This window comes from Modestobacter sp. SSW1-42 (genome assembly GCF_046635825.1).
Lineage (GTDB): Bacteria > Actinomycetota > Actinomycetes > Mycobacteriales > Geodermatophilaceae > Modestobacter.
In genome coordinates this window covers 614,700-631,582 of sequence record NZ_JBISCA010000004.1, presented here as the reverse complement: position 1 = coordinate 631,582, position 16,883 = coordinate 614,700, and the positions used below count along the sequence as shown (strand labels likewise).

Genomic DNA, 16,883 nt, shown 5'->3' with positions numbered 1-16,883 from the left:
AGCACGACCCTCGCCGTCGGCACCCGCGCGAGGCTGCCCTTCCGGGCGTTCACGCTCCCCGGCCCCGACGGTGACCGACTGGTCGTCGACGTGGCACACCGCTGGTAGGCCGCGGGGCGCGGCGGCTCGATGGCCAGCGGCGCCCGGCGCAGGGTGTCCAGCAGCGCCTGCCCGGGCTGAGCACCGGTGTCGGGGCCGTCGATCAGCTCCGCCGGGCTGTCGGGCACCGTCACCGGCTGGTCGGCGGGGTCGAAGCTGACCGGGACCTTCTTGATGTGCCGGCCCATCGACCGGCCCAGGAAGAGCACCACGATGAGCAGCACGACCATCAGCAGCAGCCCGAGGGGACCCGCCTTGCCGACGTCCTCGGGCACCTGCTGCTGGGCGGCGGCCAGCACCGCCAGGGCGCCGGTCACGCGATGCGCTCGGAGGTGCGGACGCCGGCGAACAGGTCGTCCTCGGGCGTCGGGGAGTCGACGACCGAGCGGACCAGCTCGTAGTCCTCGGTGGGCCAGGTCTGCGTCTGCAGGTCCAGCGGCACGGAGAACCAGCGCCCGGTCGGGTCGATCTGGGTGGCGTGCGCGATCAGCGCGGCGTCCCGGACCGGGAAGTACTCGGCGCAGGGCACCTGCGTGGTCACCCGGTGGGAGATGTCGTTGGCCGGGTCCCAGTTCGCCAGCCACTCGGTGTAGGGCGACTCGGCGCCGGTGGCGAGCATGGCCTCGTGCAGCGCCTTCGTGCGCGGCAGGGTGAAGCCCATGTGGTAGTAGACCTTGCTGACCTGCCACGGCTCGCCCAGCTCGGGGTAGCGGTCGGGGTCGGCCGCGGCCTCGAAGGCGTACATCGAGATCTCGTGGGTCTTGATGTGGTCGGGGTGCGGGTAGCCGCCGCGCTCGTCGTAGGTGGTCATCACCTGCGGCTTGAAGCGGCGGATCAGCTCGACCAGCGGAGCGGCGGCCTCCTCGACCGGCACCAGGGCGAAGCAGCCCTCCGGCAGCGGGGGCAGCGGGTCACCCTCGGGCAGGCCCGAGTCGACGAAGCCCAGGAACTCCTGCTCGACGCCGAGGATCTCGCGGGCCTGGGCCATCTCGGCCGCCCGGATCTCGGTCATCCGCTCCCAGACGTCGGGCCGGTCCATGGCCGGGTTGAGCACCGAGCCGCGCTCACCGCCGGTGCAGGTGGCCACCAGGACGCGGGCGCCCTCGGCGACGTACTTGGCCATGGTCGCGGCGCCCTTGCTCGACTCGTCGTCGGGGTGGGCGTGCACCGCGAGCAGGCGCAACTGGTCCGGTTCGGTCACGTTCTCTCCTCGCTGCGCCCGTCGGGCCCGTGCCCGACGATGCCGTGCTGCTGGCCTCCCATCATCCCCCTGCCCGCGGCCCCGCGACGGGGCACCCGGGCCTTCCGGGGTGTGCCCCGCACCACGTCCGGGTGGCGGTGACGGCTGCACGGGGCCGCGTTCCGGTGTTAGGTTGCCCGGATTGACCAGAGAGGACCCCCATCGCTGGGGGTCGCCTCATGAGCACCGGGAGTCATCCGTGGGATCCCCCACCGACCAGCAGGACCAGGGCGTCTGGCTGACCCAGGAGGCCCATGACCGGCTGCGGGCCGAGCTCGACCAGCTGATCGAGAACCGCCCGGCCATGGCCAAGGAGATCAACGACCGCCGCGAGGAGGGTGACCTCAAGGAGAACGGCGGCTACCACGCGGCGCGCGAGGAGCAGGGCAAGGCCGAGGGCCGCATCCGCCAGCTCACCGACCTCCTGCGCAAGGCGCGGGTGGGCGACGCCCCGACCACGGCCACGCACGCCGCGCTGGGCACCGTCATCACGATCGCCTTCGACGGCGACGAGGACGACACCGAGAAGTTCCTGCTGGGCTCGCGCGAGATCGCCGGCACCACCGACCTCACCGTCTACTCCCCCGAGTCCGCGCTGGGTGCGGCGATCGTGGGCGCCGAGCCGGGCGCGACGGTCACCTACACCGCCCCCAACGGCAAGTCGATCTCGGTCAAGGTCCTGGCCGTCGAGCCGTTCGTCCCCTGAGCGGGCACGTGACCAGCACGGTGGACGGCGGGCGGGCCCGCGGGCGACGGGCGGAGAACACCGACTTCGTCTGCGGGCACTGCTCGACCCTGGTGCCGGCCAACACCGACGGGCACTACCGCAACCACTGCCCGTGGTGCCTGTGGTCGCTGCACGTCGACGAGCGGCCCGGTGACCGGGCCAGCACCTGCCGGCAGCTGATGGAGCCCATCGGCCTGGTGGAGAAGTCGGGCAAGGGCTGGCAGGTGGTGCACCGCTGCACCGCCTGCGGCCACCGCCAGCCCAACCGGCTGGTGCGGGACGGCGCGGCCCCCGACGACCTGGACCTGGTGCTCGCGCTCCCCTGGCTCTGAGGCCCCGGCTTCCGCCTCGTCCTCCTGCAGCACCGTCTGTCCTCCCGCACCAACGCTGGTACCGGAGGACAGACGGTGATCAGGTCACCTGATCACCGTCTGTCCCCCACGGACGGCGCAGCACCGGACCCGCGGACGACGTCCGCGGGTCCGGTGCTGTGTCAGGCGGGCGTCAGACCGCGGCGGCGGAGCAGCGGGCCGGTGTCGGCGTCCCGGCCACGCACGGCGCGGAAGGCGCCCAGCGGGTCGACCGACCCGCCGCGGGACAGCAGCCGGCCGCGGAAGACGTCGCCGTTCTCCCGGCGCAGCCCACCGTTCTCCTTGAACCACTCCACCGTGTCGGCGTCGAGCACCTCCGACCAGATGTAGGAGTAGTAGCCGGCCGAGTAGCCACCGGCGAAGACGTGCTGGAAGTACGTCGTCCGGTAGCGCGGCGGCACCAGGTCGAAGGCGACGCCGGCGGCCTCCAGCGCCCGCGCCTCGAACGCCTGCGCGTCGGTGACCTCGGTGTCGGGGGTGAGCCGGTGCCAGGCCTGGTCGAGCAGGGTGGCGCCCAGGTACTCGACGGTGGCGAAGCCCTCGCCCCACAGCGCGGCGGCCTCCATCGCGTCGACGGCGTCCTGGGCCAGCGGCGCACCGGTCTCCACGTGCCGGGCGTAGTGCGAGAGGACCTCGGGCCACAGCGCCCACATCTCGTTCACCTGGCTCGGGTACTCGACGAAGTCGCGCGGCACGCTGGTGCCGGAGAACCGCGGGTACGTGACCGCGGAGAACAGTCCGTGCAGCGCGTGGCCGAACTCGTGGAACAGGGTGGTGACCTCGTCCATCGTCAGCAGCGTGGGCTGGCCGGCCGCGGCCCGCGTGACGTTGAGGCAGTTGAAGACGACCGGGCGGGTGCCCAGCAGCCCCGACTGGTCGACGAAGGAGCTCATCCAGGCCCCGCCGCGCTTGCCGTCGCGGGCGAAGAAGTCGCCGAGGTAGAGCCCGACCGGCGCGCCGTCGGCGCCGAAGACCTCCCAGACCCGGACATCGGGGTGGTAGCCCTGCAGGTCGGGGCGCGGGGTGAACGTGTAGCCGTAGAGCAGCTCGGCGGCGCGGAAGACACCGTCGACGAGCACCCGGTCGAGCTCGAACCACGGGCGCAGCGCGCCGCTGTCGACGGCGTAGCGCTCGGCGCGCACCCGCTCGGAGTAGTACGCCCAGTCCCACGCGGCCAGCTCGACCCCGTCGGCGGCGGCCAGCTCGGCGAGCACCTCGGCCTCGGCGCGCGCGTTGGCCATGGCCGGGGCGACCAGCGCGCCCAGCAGCTCGTCGACGGCGGCCGAGGTGCGGGCGGTCTGGTCGGCGGCGATGAGGTCGGCGTGGGTGTCGAACCCGAGCAGCCGGGCACGGACGGCGCGCAGGTGCGCCATCTCCGCGGCGATCGGGCCGTTGTCGTGCTCCCCGGACGAGGCGCGGGTGAGCGAGGCCTCGTGCAGCCGGTGCCGGAGCTCCCGGTTGCGCAGCTTGGCCATCGCCGGCTGACCCGAGGGCAGCACCAGGGTGAGCAGGAGACCCTCCTGCCCTCGCTCGGTCGCGGCCCCGGCCGCGGCCTCGACCTCGGCCGGGCTCAGGCCGTCGAGCTCGGCGGCGTCGGTGACCAGCACTGCGGCGGCCTCGGTGGCCACGACCAGGTTCTGACCGAAGGTCGTGGACAGCTCCGACAGCCGCTGGTTGAGGTCGCGCAGCTGCTCGCGCCCGGCGTCGTCGAGGCCGGCACCGGCCAGCACGAAGTCCAGGTGGTACCGCTCGACCAGGCGCAGCGCCTCCTCGTCCAGCCCGGCCTCGTGCCGGCCCGCGTGGACGGCGTCGATGCGGGCGAACAGGGCGGGGTCCAGCCGCAGGGCGTCGGAGTGGGCGGCCGACAGCGGTGCCACCTCGCGCTCGATGGCGCGCAGCTCGTCGCTGGACATCGACGACGACAGGTTCCAGAACACCGCCGACGCCCGGCCGAGCAGCGCCCCGGACCGCTCGAGGGCGACCACGGTGTTGTCGAAGGTCGGCTCGGCGGGGTCGGCGAGCAACGCGGCGACCTCGGCCCGCTGCTCGGCCATCCCGGCCAGCAACGCCGCCCGGCAGTGCTCCAGGGTGATGTCGGCGAACGGCGGGAGCTCGTAGGGCAGCGCCGACGGGGCCGCGAACGGGTTGGCCGGGGACAGGGGCTCGGGTGCCGGCGTCGCAGCCGGTTCAGCGGTGCTCATCGTGCCCATCTTCACCCCGTGGCCCGGCCGGCCGTCACCTGGACGGCCGGGTCCGGCCTCCCCGCAGGGCCCCGCCGCGAGCATGCGAGTGGTGGGGTCCTGCAGGGAGGTCCTCCGTCAGCGGCTGGAGGTGCGCAGGTAGGCCCGCACCGACAGCGGCACGAACACCACCAGGATCGCCACGGCCCACAGCAGCGTGTAGATGACCGGGTTCTGCAGCGACCAGGCCGCAGGCTCCGGCGCGCTGGCCGGGATGTTGCCGAACAGCTCGCGGGCGGCCTGGGTGACCGTGGAGACCGGGTTCCACTCGGCGAACCGCCGCAGCACCGTCGGGAAGCTCTCCAGCGGCACGAAGGTGTTGGCGATGAACGTCAGCGGGAAGATCACGATGAAGCTGGCGTTGTTGACCACCTCGGGCGTGCGCACGAGCAGGCCGACCATCGCCATCATCCAGCTGATGGCGTAGGCGAACACCAGCAGGATCAGGAACCCGCCGACCGCCTCGGCGATCGAGCTGTTGATCCGCCAGCCCACCACCAGCCCGGTCACCGCCATGACCGCGATCGAGATGGCGTTGAGCCCCAGGTCGGCCACCGTGCGGCCGATGAGCACCGCCGAGCGGGACATCGGCAGCGACCGGAACCGGTCGATGAGCCCCTTCTGCATGTCGTCGGCGATGCTCGCGCCGGTGATCGTGGACCCGAAGACCACCGTCTGGGCGAAGATGCCCGGCAGCAGGAACTCGGCGTAGGTGATGCCGTCGGGCAGCTCGATGGCGCCCCCGAAGACGTACCGGAAGAGCACCACGAACATGATCGGCGACAGCGTCGCGGCCACGATGAGGTCGGGCACCCGCTTGACCTTGATCAGGTTGCGCCGGGTGATGACGACGCTGTCGGAGACGGTCTCGGCCAGGGTGCTCATCGGGAGGCTCCTGCGCTGACGGTGCCGGCGGGGTGGGGGGCGTCGGCGGCCGGCTCGGCGTCCTCCGCGCTGTGCCCGGTGAGGGTGAGGAAGACGTCGTCGAGGTCGGGGCGGCGCAGCCCGACGTCCAGCACCTCGGCCGGGACGCCGGACAGCCGGCGCAGCGCCTCGGCGAGGGTGTCGGTGCCGCCGGTGACCGGCACCGACAGCCGCCGGGTCTGCGGGTCGGCGTGCAGCTCGCCGTGCGCGAGCGGCCGCAACGCCTCGGTGACCACGGCCAGCTGCTCGGCCGAGCGCACCGTGAGCTCCAGCCGCTCGCCACCCACCTGGGCCTTGAGCTCGTCGGCGGTGCCCCGGGCGATGACCCGGCCGCGGTCGATGACCACCATCCGGTCGGCGAGGCGGTCGGCCTCCTCGAGGTACTGGGTGGTGAGCAGGATCGTCGTCCCGTCGTGGACGAGGTCGGCGATGAACTCCCACATGCCCAGCCGGCTGCGCGGGTCGAGGCCGGTGGTGGGCTCGTCGAGGAAGAGCACCCGCGGCCGGGCGATCAGCGAGGCGGCGATGTCGAGCCGACGGCGCATGCCACCGGAGTAGGTCTTGGCCGGCCGGCCGGCGGCGTCGACGAGGTCGAAGCGCTCCAGCAGCTGCCCGGCCCGGACCCGGGACTCCTTGCCGCTCAGCCGGTAGAGCCGCCCGACCATCTCGAGGTTCTCGCGGCCGGTGAGGTACTCGTCGACCGCGGCGTACTGGCCGGTGAGGCCGATCGTGGCGCGCACCTGGTCGGCCTGGGTGACGACGTCGAGGCCGTTGACCTCGGCGCGGCCGGCGTCGGGGCGCAGCAGGGTGCTGAGGATCCGGACGACGGTGGTCTTGCCCGCCCCGTTGGGACCCAGCAGCCCGAGGACGGTGCCCTCGGACACGGTGAGGTCGACCCCACCGAGCGCGGTGTTCTCCCCGAAGCGCTTGACCAGCCCCTCGACGACGACGGCGTTGTTCATGCCGCGCACGGTAGGGCCCCCTGCCGACAGTTCCCAGGGGTTTCCCGGCAGACCCGGCGGGTCCGTTGCATGTGCACTCCTCCGACGACGCACGGCTGCCCGTCACCGGGCGCGGCGGCGGGTCGGAGGTGGAGACCGGCGCCGCCGGGGGAACTCATCGGTGGGTCAGTCGACGCTCACCGGGTAGCCGGCGGCCGACAGCGCGGCGAGCACGGCGGAGGCGTGGTCGGGGCCCTGCGTCTCCAGGTGGACGCCCACGAGCACCTCGCCGAGGTCGAGCGCCGGCGTCGTCCGCTCGTGCTCGACCGAGAGCACGTTGGCGCGCAGCCCGGCCAGCTCGCGCAGCAGCCCGGCCAGGGAGCCGGGCCGGTCGGGGACCGTCACGCGCAGCGACAGGTAGCGGCCGGCGGCGGTCATGCCGTGCTGGACGACCTTCATCATCAGCACCGGGTCGATGTTGCCGCCGGAGACGACCGCGACCACCGGCGGGGCGAAGGCGCCGGGGTCGGCGAGCACCGCGGCGACCGCGGCGACCCCCGCGGGCTCGACGACCAGCTTGGCCCGCTCGAGGCAGAACAGCAGCGCCCGCGACAGGTCGCCCTCGGTCACGGTCACGACGTCGTCGACCAGGCCGGCGACGTGGGCCAGCGTCAGGTCGCCGGGCGCGGCGACGGCGATGCCGTCGGCCATCGTGGCCATCGACGCCAGCTGCACCGGGTGCCCGGCGGCCAGCGACGCGGGGAAGGCGGCGGCCGCCGCCGCCTGCACGGCGACCACCCGGACGTCGGGACGGCGGGCCTTGACCGCGGCCGCCATCCCCGACACCAGCCCGCCGCCGCCGGTGCAGACCACGACCGTGGCGACCTCGGGGCACTGCTCGAGGACCTCCAGGCCCACGGTGCCCTGCCCGGCGATGACGTCGGGGTGGTCGAAGGGGTGGATGAAGACCTTGCCGGTGGCGGCGGCGAACTCGACCGCGGAGACCATCGCCTCGGTCAGCGTCGCCCCGCCGAGCCGGGCCTCCGCGCCGTACCCGCGGGTGGCGGCCACCTTGGGCAGCGGCGCGCTCTCGGGCATGAAGACCGTCGCCGCCGCACCCAGCTCGCGTGCGGCGAGCGCGACGCCCTGCGCGTGGTTGCCGGCGCTGGCGGCGACGACCCCCCGGGCGCGCTCGGCGTCGGTGAGCCGGGCGATCCGGGTGTAGGCGCCGCGGATCTTGAAGGAGCCGGCCCGCTGCAGGTTCTCGCACTTGAGCCACACCGGCCCGCCGACCCGGTCGGCCAGCGCGCGGGAGTGCTCGAGCGGGGTGCGCCGGACGACGCCGTCGAGGAGCACGGCGGCCGCCTCGACGTCGGCACCGCTGACCAGGGGCACTGCACTCGGGGCGACCACGCCCCGATCCTCCCGCACCGACGGGCGGGCGCGGCCGACGGACACCCGACCGTCACTCCTGCGTCGTACCGTGGTCGAGGTGACGGACGCCGCACCGCAGACCTCGCAGTCCCCCACCTCTCCCGCTCCCACGACCCTGGGCGAGCTCCGCGCCACCGGGGTCACCGCCCGCCCGGTCAAGGCCGAGCTGCGCGCCAACCTGCTCGCCCGGCTCGCCGCCGGCGAGCCCACCCTCCCGGGCATCGTCGGCTTCGAGGACACCGTCGTCCCCGAGGTCGAGCGCGCCCTCATCGCCGGCCACGACCTGGTGCTGCTCGGCGAGCGGGGCCAGGGCAAGACCCGGCTGATCCGCACCCTCGTCGGCCTGCTCGACGAGTGGACGCCGGTCCTCGCCGGCAGCGAGCTCAACGAGCACCCGCTGGCCCCGATCAGCGTCTGGGCGCACCGCCAGATCGCCGAGCACGGCGACGCGACCCCGGTCGGCTGGCAGCACCGCAGCGAGCGCTTCGGGGAGAAGCTGGCCACCCCCGACACCAGCGTCGGCGACCTGATCGGCGACGTCGACCCGATCAAGGTCGCCGAGGGCCGCACCCTGGGCGACCCGGAGACGGTGCACTACGGCCTGGTCCCGCGCACCAACCGCGGCATCTTCAGCATCAACGAGCTGCCCGACCTGGCCGAGCGCATCCAGGTGGCGCTGCTCAACGTGCTCGAGGAGCGCGACATCCAGATCCGCGGCTACCGGGTGCGGCTGCCGCTGGACCTGCTGCTGGTGGCCAGCGCCAACCCCGAGGACTACACCAACCGCGGGCGGATCATCACCCCGCTCAAGGACCGGTTCGGTGCCGAGGTGCGCACCCACTACCCGATCGAGCTCGCCGACGAGATCCGCCTGCTGCACCAGGAGGCGCAGACCACCTGGCTGAGCTCCGACGGCTTCGACGCCCCGCTGGTGCCCGAGCACCTGGTGGAGATCGTCGCCCGGTTCACCCGGCTCGTCCGCGAGTCCAGCCACGTCGACCAGCGGTCGGGCGTCAGCGCCCGGTTCGCCATCGCCGGGCTGGAGACCGTCGCGGCGTCGGCCGTCCGGCGGGCCGCGGTGGCCGGCGAGGCGCGGCCGGTCGCCCGGGTCGTCGACCTGCCCAGCATCGTCCCGGCCAGCCGCGGCAAGGTCGAGTTCGCCGACTCCGGCTCCGACAGCGACGACGACCGCGACCTGGAGGTGCTCGAGCACCTGCTGCGGCAGGCCACCGCGCAGACCTTCCGGGCCCGCTGCGGCGGTCTGGACCTGACCGGTCTGCAGGAGCACTTCACCGGCGGCGACACCGTCGAGTCCGGTGACCTGGTGCCGGCCACCCGGCTGCTCGGCCAGCTGGGCACCGTGCCGAACCTGGCCCAGCTGCTGGGCCGGCTCGGGGTGCCCGAGGGCGAGGAGTCCGCCGAGCAGGCCGCGGCCGCCGTCGAGTTCGCGCTCGAGGGGCTGTGGCTGACCCGGCGGCTGGCCAAGGACACCGACGGCTCCCGCACGGTCTACGGGGCCTGACGTGGCCGGCGCACGCAGGCCACGGGGGTACCGGTACGGCAAGTGGACCGGCGGGCCCGACCCGCTCGCCCCGCCGTACGACGTCGCCGCCGCGGTCGACGAGATCGGCGACCAGGTGCTCGCCGGGGCCGGCGTCCGGGAGGCGATGCGCGACCTGCTGCGCCGCGGCGTCGACGGGCGCCGCGGCCTGGACCAGCTGCGGCGCAACGTCCGCGACCGGCTCAAGCAGGCCCGCAAGGCCGGCCGGATGGACGGCACCCTCGAGGAGGTCCGGGAGCTGCTGGACCGCGCGGTGGAGGCCGAGCGGGCGGCGCTGTTCCCCGACCCGGACGACGCCGCCCGGCTGGCCGAGCACGAGCTCGACGCCCTCCCCCAGGACACCGCCGGGGCGGTGCGCGCGCTCAAGGACCACCCGTGGCGCTCGCCGGAGGCCGCGCAGGCCTACCAGCAGATCCAGGACCTGCTCCGCCAGGAGGTCCTGGACAGCTCGTTCCAGGGCATGAAGCAGGCGCTGCAGCAGATGGCCGACGGCGACGGCGCGGGCATGCAGGCGGTCAAGGACATGGTCGCCGACCTGTCCGCGCTCGTCGACGCGCACAACCGCGGCGAGGACACCGACCAGCAGTTCGCCGACTTCATGGGCAAGCACGGCGAGTTCTTCCCCGACTCCCCCGAGTCGGTCGAAGAGCTGATCGACTCCCTCGCCCGCCGGGCCGCCGCCCAGCAGCGGATGATGGCCGGCCTGTCGCCGGAGCAGCGCGCCGAGCTCTCGGACCTGATGAGCCAGGCGATGGGCGACCTGGGCCTGCAGAGCGAGATGGCGCACCTCAACGACGCGCTGCGGCAGGCCCGCCCGGACCTGCCGTGGGGTCAGGGCGGGCCGGTGCCCGACGGGGAGCAGGGGCTGGGCATGGGCGACGCCACCAGCGCCGTCGCCGAGCTCGCCGACCTCGAGGCGCTGAGCCAGCAGCTGTCGCAGGGCTACGCCGGCGCCTCGCTGGCCGACGTCGACGAGGAGCTGCTGGAGCAGGCGCTGGGCCGCTCGGCCGTCGACGACCTGGCCGCGCTGCGCCGGCTGGAGCGCGAGCTGGAGCGGCAGGGCTACCTCAACCGCAGCGAGGGCAAGCTCGAGCTGTCGCCCAAGGCGGTCCGGAGGCTGGGCGCCACGGCGCTGCGGCGGGTGTTCGCGAAGCTGGCGTCCACCGGCCGCGGCGAGCACGACGTCGCCGACGCCGGCGCCACCGGGGAGCTGACCGGGGCCTCGCGGGAGTGGCGGTTCGGCGACGAGCAGCCGCTGGACGTCGTCCGGACGGTGCGCAACGCCGTCCTGCGCAGCGCCGGCGCGCCGCGACCGGACGGGCAGCGGAAGGTGCAGATCGCCGTCGAGGACTTCGAGGTGGTCGAGACCGAGCGCCGCACGGGGGCCGCGGTCGCGCTGCTGGTCGACCTCTCGTACTCGATGGCGCTGCGCGGCACGTGGGGTGACGCGAAGTCCACCGCGATGGCGCTGCACTCGCTGGTGACCACCCGCTTCCCGCAGGACGCCATCGAGATCATCGGGTTCTCCTCCACCGCGCAGGTGCTGCGCCCGGAGGAGCTGGCCGAGCTCAGCGTCGACACCCTGCAGGGCACCAACCTGCAGCACGGGCTGATGCTGGCCCGCCGGTTCCTGGCCCGGCACCGGGACGCCGAGCCGGTGGTCCTGGTGGTCACCGACGGCGAGCCGACCGCCCACCTGGAGGACGACGGGACGCCCTACTTCTGCTGGCCGCCGATGCCCGAGACGATCGCCCGCACGGTCGCCGAGGTGGAGAAGGTGGCCCGCTCCGGGGCGACGATGAACGTCTTCGCCCTGGACCCGGAGCCCGGGCTGGTGGAGTTCGTGCACGACATCACCGCGCGGGCCGGCGGCCGGGTGTTCCAGCCCTCCAGCGACCGGCTCGGTGAGTACGTGGTCGCCGACTACCTCCGCGCCCGCAGGGGACGCCGCGGCCGCTAGGAGCAGTGATCAGGTGACCTGATCACCATCTGTCCTCCCTCACCAGCGTTGGTGCGGGAGGACAGTCTTCGATCAGGTCACCTGATCACCGTCGGGGCCACCGGCGGCGCGTCGGGGAAGATGGACGGCGTGAGCAGCGAGGCACCCACCGGGACGATCACGATCGAGCAGGTCGATGCCGCGACGACCTACCCGCTGCGCGTCCAGGAGCTGCGGCAGGGCCGGCCCGCCGAGATCGACGAGGACGACGCCCCGTACACGCTCCACCTGGCCGCCCGGCTCGAGGACGGCGAGGTCGTCGGCGTCGTCCGCTTCCACCCGCGCGACTGCCCGTGGCGCGAGGGCGAGGGCTCCTGGCAGCTGCGCGGCATGGCCACCGACCCGCGGGTGCGCGGGCTGGGCGTGGGCCGGGCGCTGGTCGCCGAGGGACTGTCCCGGGTCGCCGCGCGCGGCGGGCAGCTGGTCTGGTGCGACGCCCGCGGTGCCGCCGTCGGCTTCTACGAGCGGATCGGCTTCACCAGCGTCACCGAGGAGTACGACCTGCGCCCCGTCGGGCCGCACCGCGGCATGGTCATCGAGCTGCCGATCCGCTGAGCAGGGTCACGCCGTCGGGTGCGCCCCGCTGGAGCTGATCCCCGGGATGCGCCCGGCCCGGAACGCGTCGACGAACAGCCGGTGGTCGTCCTGGGTCCGCCGGGCATAGGAGTGCGCGAAGGCGACCATGTCGGCCACGAACTCCTCCCGGCGGCCGCCGATGAGCTCGCTGATCGCCTCCTCGGTCTGGAACGGCACCAGCGTGTGGTCGCTGTCGGCGTCCCCCACGCAGTGCAGCTTCGCCGTCGCCCGGCCCAGCTGGGCCAGCACCGCGGCGATCTCGTCGGGCTCGGTGAGGTCCTCCCAGTCCAGGTCGCTCTCGTAGGGCGACAGCTCCTGCACCACGAAGCCGACCCCGCGGATCTCGGTGTGCCCCAGGAACTGCGAGGCGTTGGCCTGCAGCGCCCGCTGGCTCACCGCCGTCCGGTGGCCGTGGTGCTCGAAGTAGCCGCTGATCTCCGGGTCGCGGACGATCCGGCTGGGTGCTGCGACGTTGCCCTGCTTCAGCGACAGGACGACGTCGTTCTCCAGCGCCTGGTCGTACCCCTCGATCAGCACGCTGTAGGCGGGCAGCCCGGCGCTGCCGATGCCGAAGCCGCCGGTGCCGACGACGTCCTTCACGCCGTAGGCGACGTCGCGCTTGCGCCGCGGCGGGTGCACCGTCTCCTTCCAGCGGTCCAGCGCGTGCAGCACCTCGGCGCGCTCGTCGTCGTCCAGGCGCCGGTTGCGCGGCAGGTCGGCGAACCGCCGCTCGTAGCGCTCCACCACGGTGACCCGGTCGAGCAGGCCGATCCGGGTCCGGGCGGTCGTGGCCAGGACGACGTCGTGCACCGCACCCTCGGTGTTGTCCCGGGTCAGGGCGAAGGAGCGGTCCTCGTCCGACCGGGTGAACGCCCCGACCTGGTCGAGGTAGGAGCCGAGGAATACCCCGAGCAGCTCGCCGATGACGTCGTCGCCCAGTGCCTTGCGCCAGGCCAGCAGCGCAAAGCTGGCGGCGAACCGGCGCAGGTCCCAGCTGACGTGCCCCAGGTAGGCCTCGTCGAAGTCGTTGACGTCGAAGACGATGCGGCCCTCGCCGTCCATGTACGTGCCGAAGTTCTCGGCGTGCAGGTCGCCCTGGATCCACACCCGCGCCGTCCGCTCGTCACTCCAGCGGTCCTCCAGCGTCGCCATGTCGGCGTAGAACAGGCAGGCCGAGCCGCGGTAGAACGCGAACGGGTCGGCGGCCATCTTGCGGAACTTGGTCCGGAAGGCGTCCGCGTCGGCGGCCATCAGGTCGGAGAAGGCGTCGACCAGGACGTCGATGATCTGCTGGCTGCGGTCGGCGTCGTCGTTCGGAGGGGTGAGGTCAGCTCGGTCGGCCACGACTCCACCGTAGGGGGCAACTAACGTGGGAGACGGTGCTCCGCACGCAGGACGCGACGGCGGGGCCGGTGGAGGGGGGCGGGACCGCGTGACGCGAGCGAGCAGGGCCCGCCGGCTGGCGACGGGTGCCGTCTACGGCGGCGGTGGGGTCGGGCTGGCCGGTGCCGCACTGGTGACCCTGCTGCGCGAGGAGGCCCGGGCGGCCCGCCGCACGGTGCAGTCCCACCGCACCCAGGCCGACCCGCCCACCGGCAACGGCCGCTACGGGCGCGGGACCGGCAGGCCCATCGTGATGGTCGTGCTGGGTGACTCCAGCGCCGTCGGGCTGGGCGTGGAGCGCGCCGCCGAGACACCCGGCGTGCTGCTGGCCTCGGCGCTGGCCGAGCTCGCCGAGCGCCCTGTGCGGCTGGCGAAGTTCGCGGTGTCCGGCGCCACGTCGGCCCGGCTCGCCGCGCAGGTCGACCTCGCGCTCGCCGAGCACCCCGACGTCGCGGTGGTCATGATCGGCGCCAACGACGTCACCAGCCGCGCCCGGCCCGCGACGTCGGTGGCGCACCTGGCCGAGGCCGTGCGGCGGCTGGAGGGGGCCGGCTGCAAGGTCGTCGTCGGCACCTGCCCCGACCTGGGCACGATCCGCCCGATCCGGCAGCCGCTGCGGCTGCTGGCCCGCCGGTGGAGCCGCAACCTGGCCGCCGCCCAGACCATCGCCGTGGTCGCCGCCGGCGGCCGCACGGTGTCACTGGGCTCGGTCCTCGGGCCGGCGTTCGCCAGCGACCGGTCGATGTTCAGCAGCGACGAGTTCCACCCCTCGGCGGCCGGGTACGCCGCGGCGGCCGCCGTCCTGCTGCCCTCGGTCGCGGACTCCCTCGGTGTCTGGCCGGCCGCGCTCGACCGTGGGCTGCGGCTGCGCCGCAACACCGTGCGCCCGATCGCGCAGGCCGCCGCCAAGGCCGCCGGGCGCACCGGCACCGAGGTGCAGCCGACCGCCGTCCGCGGGTCCGAGAGCGGCCCGCGCGGTCCCTGGGCGCGGCTGCGCCGGCGGGCTCCCACGGAGATCGCGGCGGCCGACCAGGCGCAGGTCCCCACGGAGCCCGTCGGCTCCTGAGCCTGCCTCGCCGTCGATCATCGGCGGGTGGCTGCCCGCCGCGCCGTCCTGGGCGACCACGCGTCGACGTCTGCGGACCCCGCACACGACCGTGGCCCGGCCCCCTCGCGGGGACCGGGCCACGGTCGGTTGGTGCAGGTGTCAGCTCACTCGCGGAAGTAGCTCAGCAGCCGCAGGATCTCCATGTACAGCCAGACGACCGTGACGAGCAGGCCGAAGGCGATGTACCAGGCGAACTTCGGCGGGGCGCCGCGGCGGATGGCCTCGTCGGCGGCGTCGAAGTCCAGCAGCAGCATGAACGCCGCGATGCCGATCATCAGCAGGCTGAAGCCGATGGCGACCGGGCCGCCGTCGCGCAGGTTCAGCGGGTCGCCGTCGGTGAAGAGGCCGACCACGACGTTGACCAGGGTGAGCACCAGGGCACCGACGAGGGCGCCGACGACCCAGCGGGTCAGCTTCGGGGTGACCCGGATGGCGCCGGTCTTGTAGACGACCAGCATGCCGGCGAAGACGCCGAACGTGCCGATGAGCGCCTGCATGACGATGCCGGGGTAGATGTCGTTGAACGCCTCGCTGATCGCGCCGAGCGCGACGCCGTACAGGGCGCCGTAGGCCAGCGTCGCGGCCGGGTTGGCGATCTGCTTGAACGAGATCACCATGCCCAGCACGAACGCGACCAGGACCGCCGGCAGCGCCAGGCCCCAGGCGAGCTCCTGCGGCAGGACCGCCCAGGTGACGGCCGCGGAGAGCACGGTGACCAGGAAGCTGATGCCGGTCTTGGTGACGACGTCGTCCATCGTCATGTAGGCCCGGTCGGTGGCCGCGTACGGCGACTGGACCGGCTTGCCGTACGGGTCGTACTGGGTGGGCGCCGCGCCGGGGGTCGGCTGCGGGCCTGCGCCCCAGCCGGCGTACGGGCTGTTGCCGGCCGCGGCGAAGCCCCGACTGAAGGCCGGGTTGCTGCTGGGCATCGTCATCTCCTCGAGGTGACTGGTCGGGCCGTGGGGCTGTGTGTACGCCCCACGCTGTCTGTTCCAACGCCACGTGGGGGCGGACAGTTCCCGCGCCGCCGCGGTCACCCGCACGAGTGCCCCCGGTCGGGTTCGAACCGACACTGGGACCCTTTTAAGGGGCCTGCCTCTGCCGATTGGGCTACGAGGGCTCGTCGCTGCTCACGAGCTTGCCAGCTCCCTCGCGCGGCCGAGCACGGCGTCGAGCATCGGCTCGGTGAGCTTGCCGGTGAAGGTGTTCTGCTGGCTCACGTGGTAGCTGCCCAGCAGGGTCAGCGGCCCGTTCGGCCCGGTCAGCGACACCTCGACCCCGTGCCCGAAGGCCGGCCGCGGCCGGGGCAGCGGCACCCCGGCCCCGGCCAGCACCGGCCACAGCGCCTGCCAGCCGAACCCACCCAGGACGACGACCACCCGCAGCCGCGGCAGCAGCGCCAGCTCGCGGGCCAGCCAGGGCGAGCAGGTGTCCCGCTCCTCCGGCGTCGGGGCGTTGGCCGGGGGGGCGCAGCGGACGGCGGCGCACACCCGGACGTCGGTGAGCTCCAGCCCGTCGTCCTTGCGCACCGACGTCGGCTGGTTGGCCAGCCCGGCCCGCCACAGCGCGGCGAAGATCCAGTCGCCGCTGCGGTCGCCGGTGAAGACCCGGCCGGTGCGGTTGCCGCCGTGCGCGGCCGGCGCCAGGCCGACGACGGCGATCCGGGCGTCGGCCGGGCCGAGGCCGGGCACCGGGCGGCCCCAGTACTCCTCGTGCCGGAACGAGGCCCGCTTGACCACGGCGACCTCCTCGCGCCAGGCCACCAGTCGGGGGCAGGCGCGGCAGCCGGAGATCCGCTCGTCGAGGACCGCCAGCTCCCGCGACCCGGCGGCGCCGCGCCGCACCCCACCGGCGCTGCGGGTGACCGGGAAGCCGTCGGCGTCGCGTGCCATGGCCCAAGCAGAGCACGCGACCGGTGGGCGCGGTGCGGGCGCCCTGGGGCAGGATCGGGACGTGGCGAAGAAGAAGCAGGACGAGAAGGAGCCGGCGCTCTACAAGGCCCTCGGACTGGGGCTGGCCGTCCCGACCGGGATCGTGGTGAAGAAGCTCGCCGACAAGGCCTGGGAGCAGGTGCGGGGCTACCCGCCGCCGAAGAACCCGGCCGCCCCCGGCGTCGGCTGGGGCGAGGCGCTGGCCTGGGCCGCGGTCTCCGGTGTGCTCGTCGCCGCCGGCCGCCTGGTGGCCGCCCGCGCGGCCACCTCGATCTACGAGGCGATCACCGGTGAGCTGCCCCCGGACATGAACGCCGACAGCGCCGCCTGAACCCCCCGGAGGGCCATG

At 74.0% G+C, this 16,883-nt stretch carries 16 protein-coding genes and 1 tRNA gene; 7 read left to right on the top strand and 10 right to left on the bottom strand.

All coding sequences use genetic code 11. The features are described from left to right. A partial coding sequence (locus ACGBYP_RS17290; protein ID WP_411586051.1) for a hypothetical protein occupies positions 1–416 on the bottom strand: 416 nt, incomplete at its 3' end. Further along, positions 413–1,300, bottom strand: a complete 888-nt coding sequence (gene mca / locus ACGBYP_RS17285) for a mycothiol conjugate amidase Mca (protein ID WP_411586049.1) — start codon at positions 1,298–1,300, stop codon at positions 413–415. The genes mca and ACGBYP_RS17290, both read right to left, overlap by 4 nt. Positions 1,301–1,538: 238 nt before the next feature. On the opposite strand from mca, the gene greA reads away from it, so the two are divergent. Further along, entirely contained in the window at positions 1,539–2,045 is a 507-nt protein-coding gene (gene greA / locus ACGBYP_RS17280) for a transcription elongation factor GreA (protein WP_411586047.1), read from the top strand. Positions 2,046–2,053: 8 nt separating this feature from the next. Beyond that, positions 2,054–2,398, top strand: a complete 345-nt coding sequence (locus ACGBYP_RS17275) for an RNHCP domain-containing protein (protein ID WP_411586045.1) — start codon at positions 2,054–2,056, stop codon at positions 2,396–2,398. A gap of 161 nt (positions 2,399–2,559) precedes the next feature. Here the strand turns inward: ACGBYP_RS17275 and ACGBYP_RS17270 are convergent, their stop codons facing one another. The 4 genes from ACGBYP_RS17270 to ilvA all read right to left on the bottom strand — a co-directional run bounded on the left by ACGBYP_RS17270 (position 2,560) and on the right by ilvA (position 7,955). Continuing rightward, positions 2,560–4,638: a M3 family metallopeptidase gene (locus ACGBYP_RS17270; protein ID WP_411586043.1), complete on the bottom strand. Its 2,079-nt coding sequence runs from the start codon at positions 4,636–4,638 to the stop codon at positions 2,560–2,562. Between the two features lie 117 nt (positions 4,639–4,755). Then, positions 4,756–5,562: an ABC transporter permease gene (locus ACGBYP_RS17265; protein ID WP_411586041.1), complete on the bottom strand. Its 807-nt coding sequence runs from the start codon at positions 5,560–5,562 to the stop codon at positions 4,756–4,758. Continuing rightward, on the bottom strand, positions 5,559–6,563 hold the full coding sequence (locus ACGBYP_RS17260) for an ATP-binding cassette domain-containing protein (RefSeq protein ID WP_411586040.1): 1,005 nt from the start codon (positions 6,561–6,563) through the stop codon (positions 5,559–5,561). Before ACGBYP_RS17260 ends, ACGBYP_RS17265 begins: the two co-directional genes overlap by 4 nt. 165 nt (positions 6,564–6,728) lie before the next feature. Then, positions 6,729–7,955: a threonine ammonia-lyase gene (gene ilvA, locus ACGBYP_RS17255; protein ID WP_411586039.1), complete on the bottom strand. Its 1,227-nt coding sequence runs from the start codon at positions 7,953–7,955 to the stop codon at positions 6,729–6,731. Between the two features lie 79 nt (positions 7,956–8,034). On the opposite strand from ilvA, the gene ACGBYP_RS17250 reads away from it, so the two are divergent. The 3 genes from ACGBYP_RS17250 (at position 8,035) to ACGBYP_RS17240 (ending at position 12,091) form a co-directional block, all read left to right on the top strand. Beyond that, positions 8,035–9,498, top strand: a complete 1,464-nt coding sequence (locus ACGBYP_RS17250) for a sigma 54-interacting transcriptional regulator (RefSeq protein ID WP_411586038.1) — start codon at positions 8,035–8,037, stop codon at positions 9,496–9,498. Position 9,499: 1 nt separating this feature from the next. Next, positions 9,500–11,497 (top strand): VWA domain-containing protein, encoded by a 1,998-nt coding sequence (locus ACGBYP_RS17245; RefSeq protein ID WP_411586037.1) that lies wholly within the window; start codon positions 9,500–9,502, stop codon positions 11,495–11,497. Positions 11,498–11,626: 129 nt separating this feature from the next. After that, the gene (locus ACGBYP_RS17240) at positions 11,627–12,091 is read left to right on the top strand and encodes a GNAT family N-acetyltransferase (RefSeq protein ID WP_411586035.1); all 465 of its coding nucleotides are present in this window, start codon (positions 11,627–11,629) and stop codon (positions 12,089–12,091) included. A gap of 6 nt (positions 12,092–12,097) precedes the next feature. On the opposite strand, the gene ACGBYP_RS17235 is transcribed toward ACGBYP_RS17240, so the two are convergent. Then, positions 12,098–13,456 carry a DUF2252 domain-containing protein gene (locus tag ACGBYP_RS17235; RefSeq protein WP_411586034.1) on the bottom strand — a complete coding sequence of 453 codons (1,359 nt, stop codon included), beginning with the start codon at positions 13,454–13,456 and terminating at the stop codon, positions 12,098–12,100. An 88-nt stretch (positions 13,457–13,544) separates the two neighbouring features. Between ACGBYP_RS17235 and ACGBYP_RS17230 the strand changes: the two genes are divergently transcribed. Continuing rightward, positions 13,545–14,561, top strand: a complete 1,017-nt coding sequence (locus ACGBYP_RS17230; RefSeq protein ID WP_411586032.1) for an SGNH/GDSL hydrolase family protein — start codon at positions 13,545–13,547, stop codon at positions 14,559–14,561. Between the two features lie 146 nt (positions 14,562–14,707). Here the strand turns inward: ACGBYP_RS17230 and ACGBYP_RS17225 are convergent, their stop codons facing one another. The 3 genes from ACGBYP_RS17225 to ACGBYP_RS17215 form a co-directional block, all read right to left on the bottom strand. Next, a complete protein-coding gene (locus ACGBYP_RS17225) occupies positions 14,708–15,532 on the bottom strand; it encodes a Bax inhibitor-1/YccA family membrane protein (protein ID WP_411586031.1) in 825 nt (274 codons plus the stop codon). Between the two features lie 117 nt (positions 15,533–15,649). Beyond that, positions 15,650–15,723, bottom strand: a tRNA-Leu gene (locus ACGBYP_RS17220). Positions 15,724–15,733: 10 nt separating this feature from the next. Next, on the bottom strand, positions 15,734–16,495 hold the full coding sequence (locus tag ACGBYP_RS17215; RefSeq protein WP_411586030.1) for a uracil-DNA glycosylase: 762 nt from the start codon (positions 16,493–16,495) through the stop codon (positions 15,734–15,736). 61 nt (positions 16,496–16,556) lie between these two features. Here ACGBYP_RS17215 and ACGBYP_RS17210 point away from each other — a divergent pair, with 61 nt between their 5' ends. Next, positions 16,557–16,865 (top strand): DUF4235 domain-containing protein, encoded by a 309-nt coding sequence (locus tag ACGBYP_RS17210; RefSeq protein ID WP_411586029.1) that lies wholly within the window; start codon positions 16,557–16,559, stop codon positions 16,863–16,865. Positions 16,866–16,883: the final 18 nt, after the last annotated feature.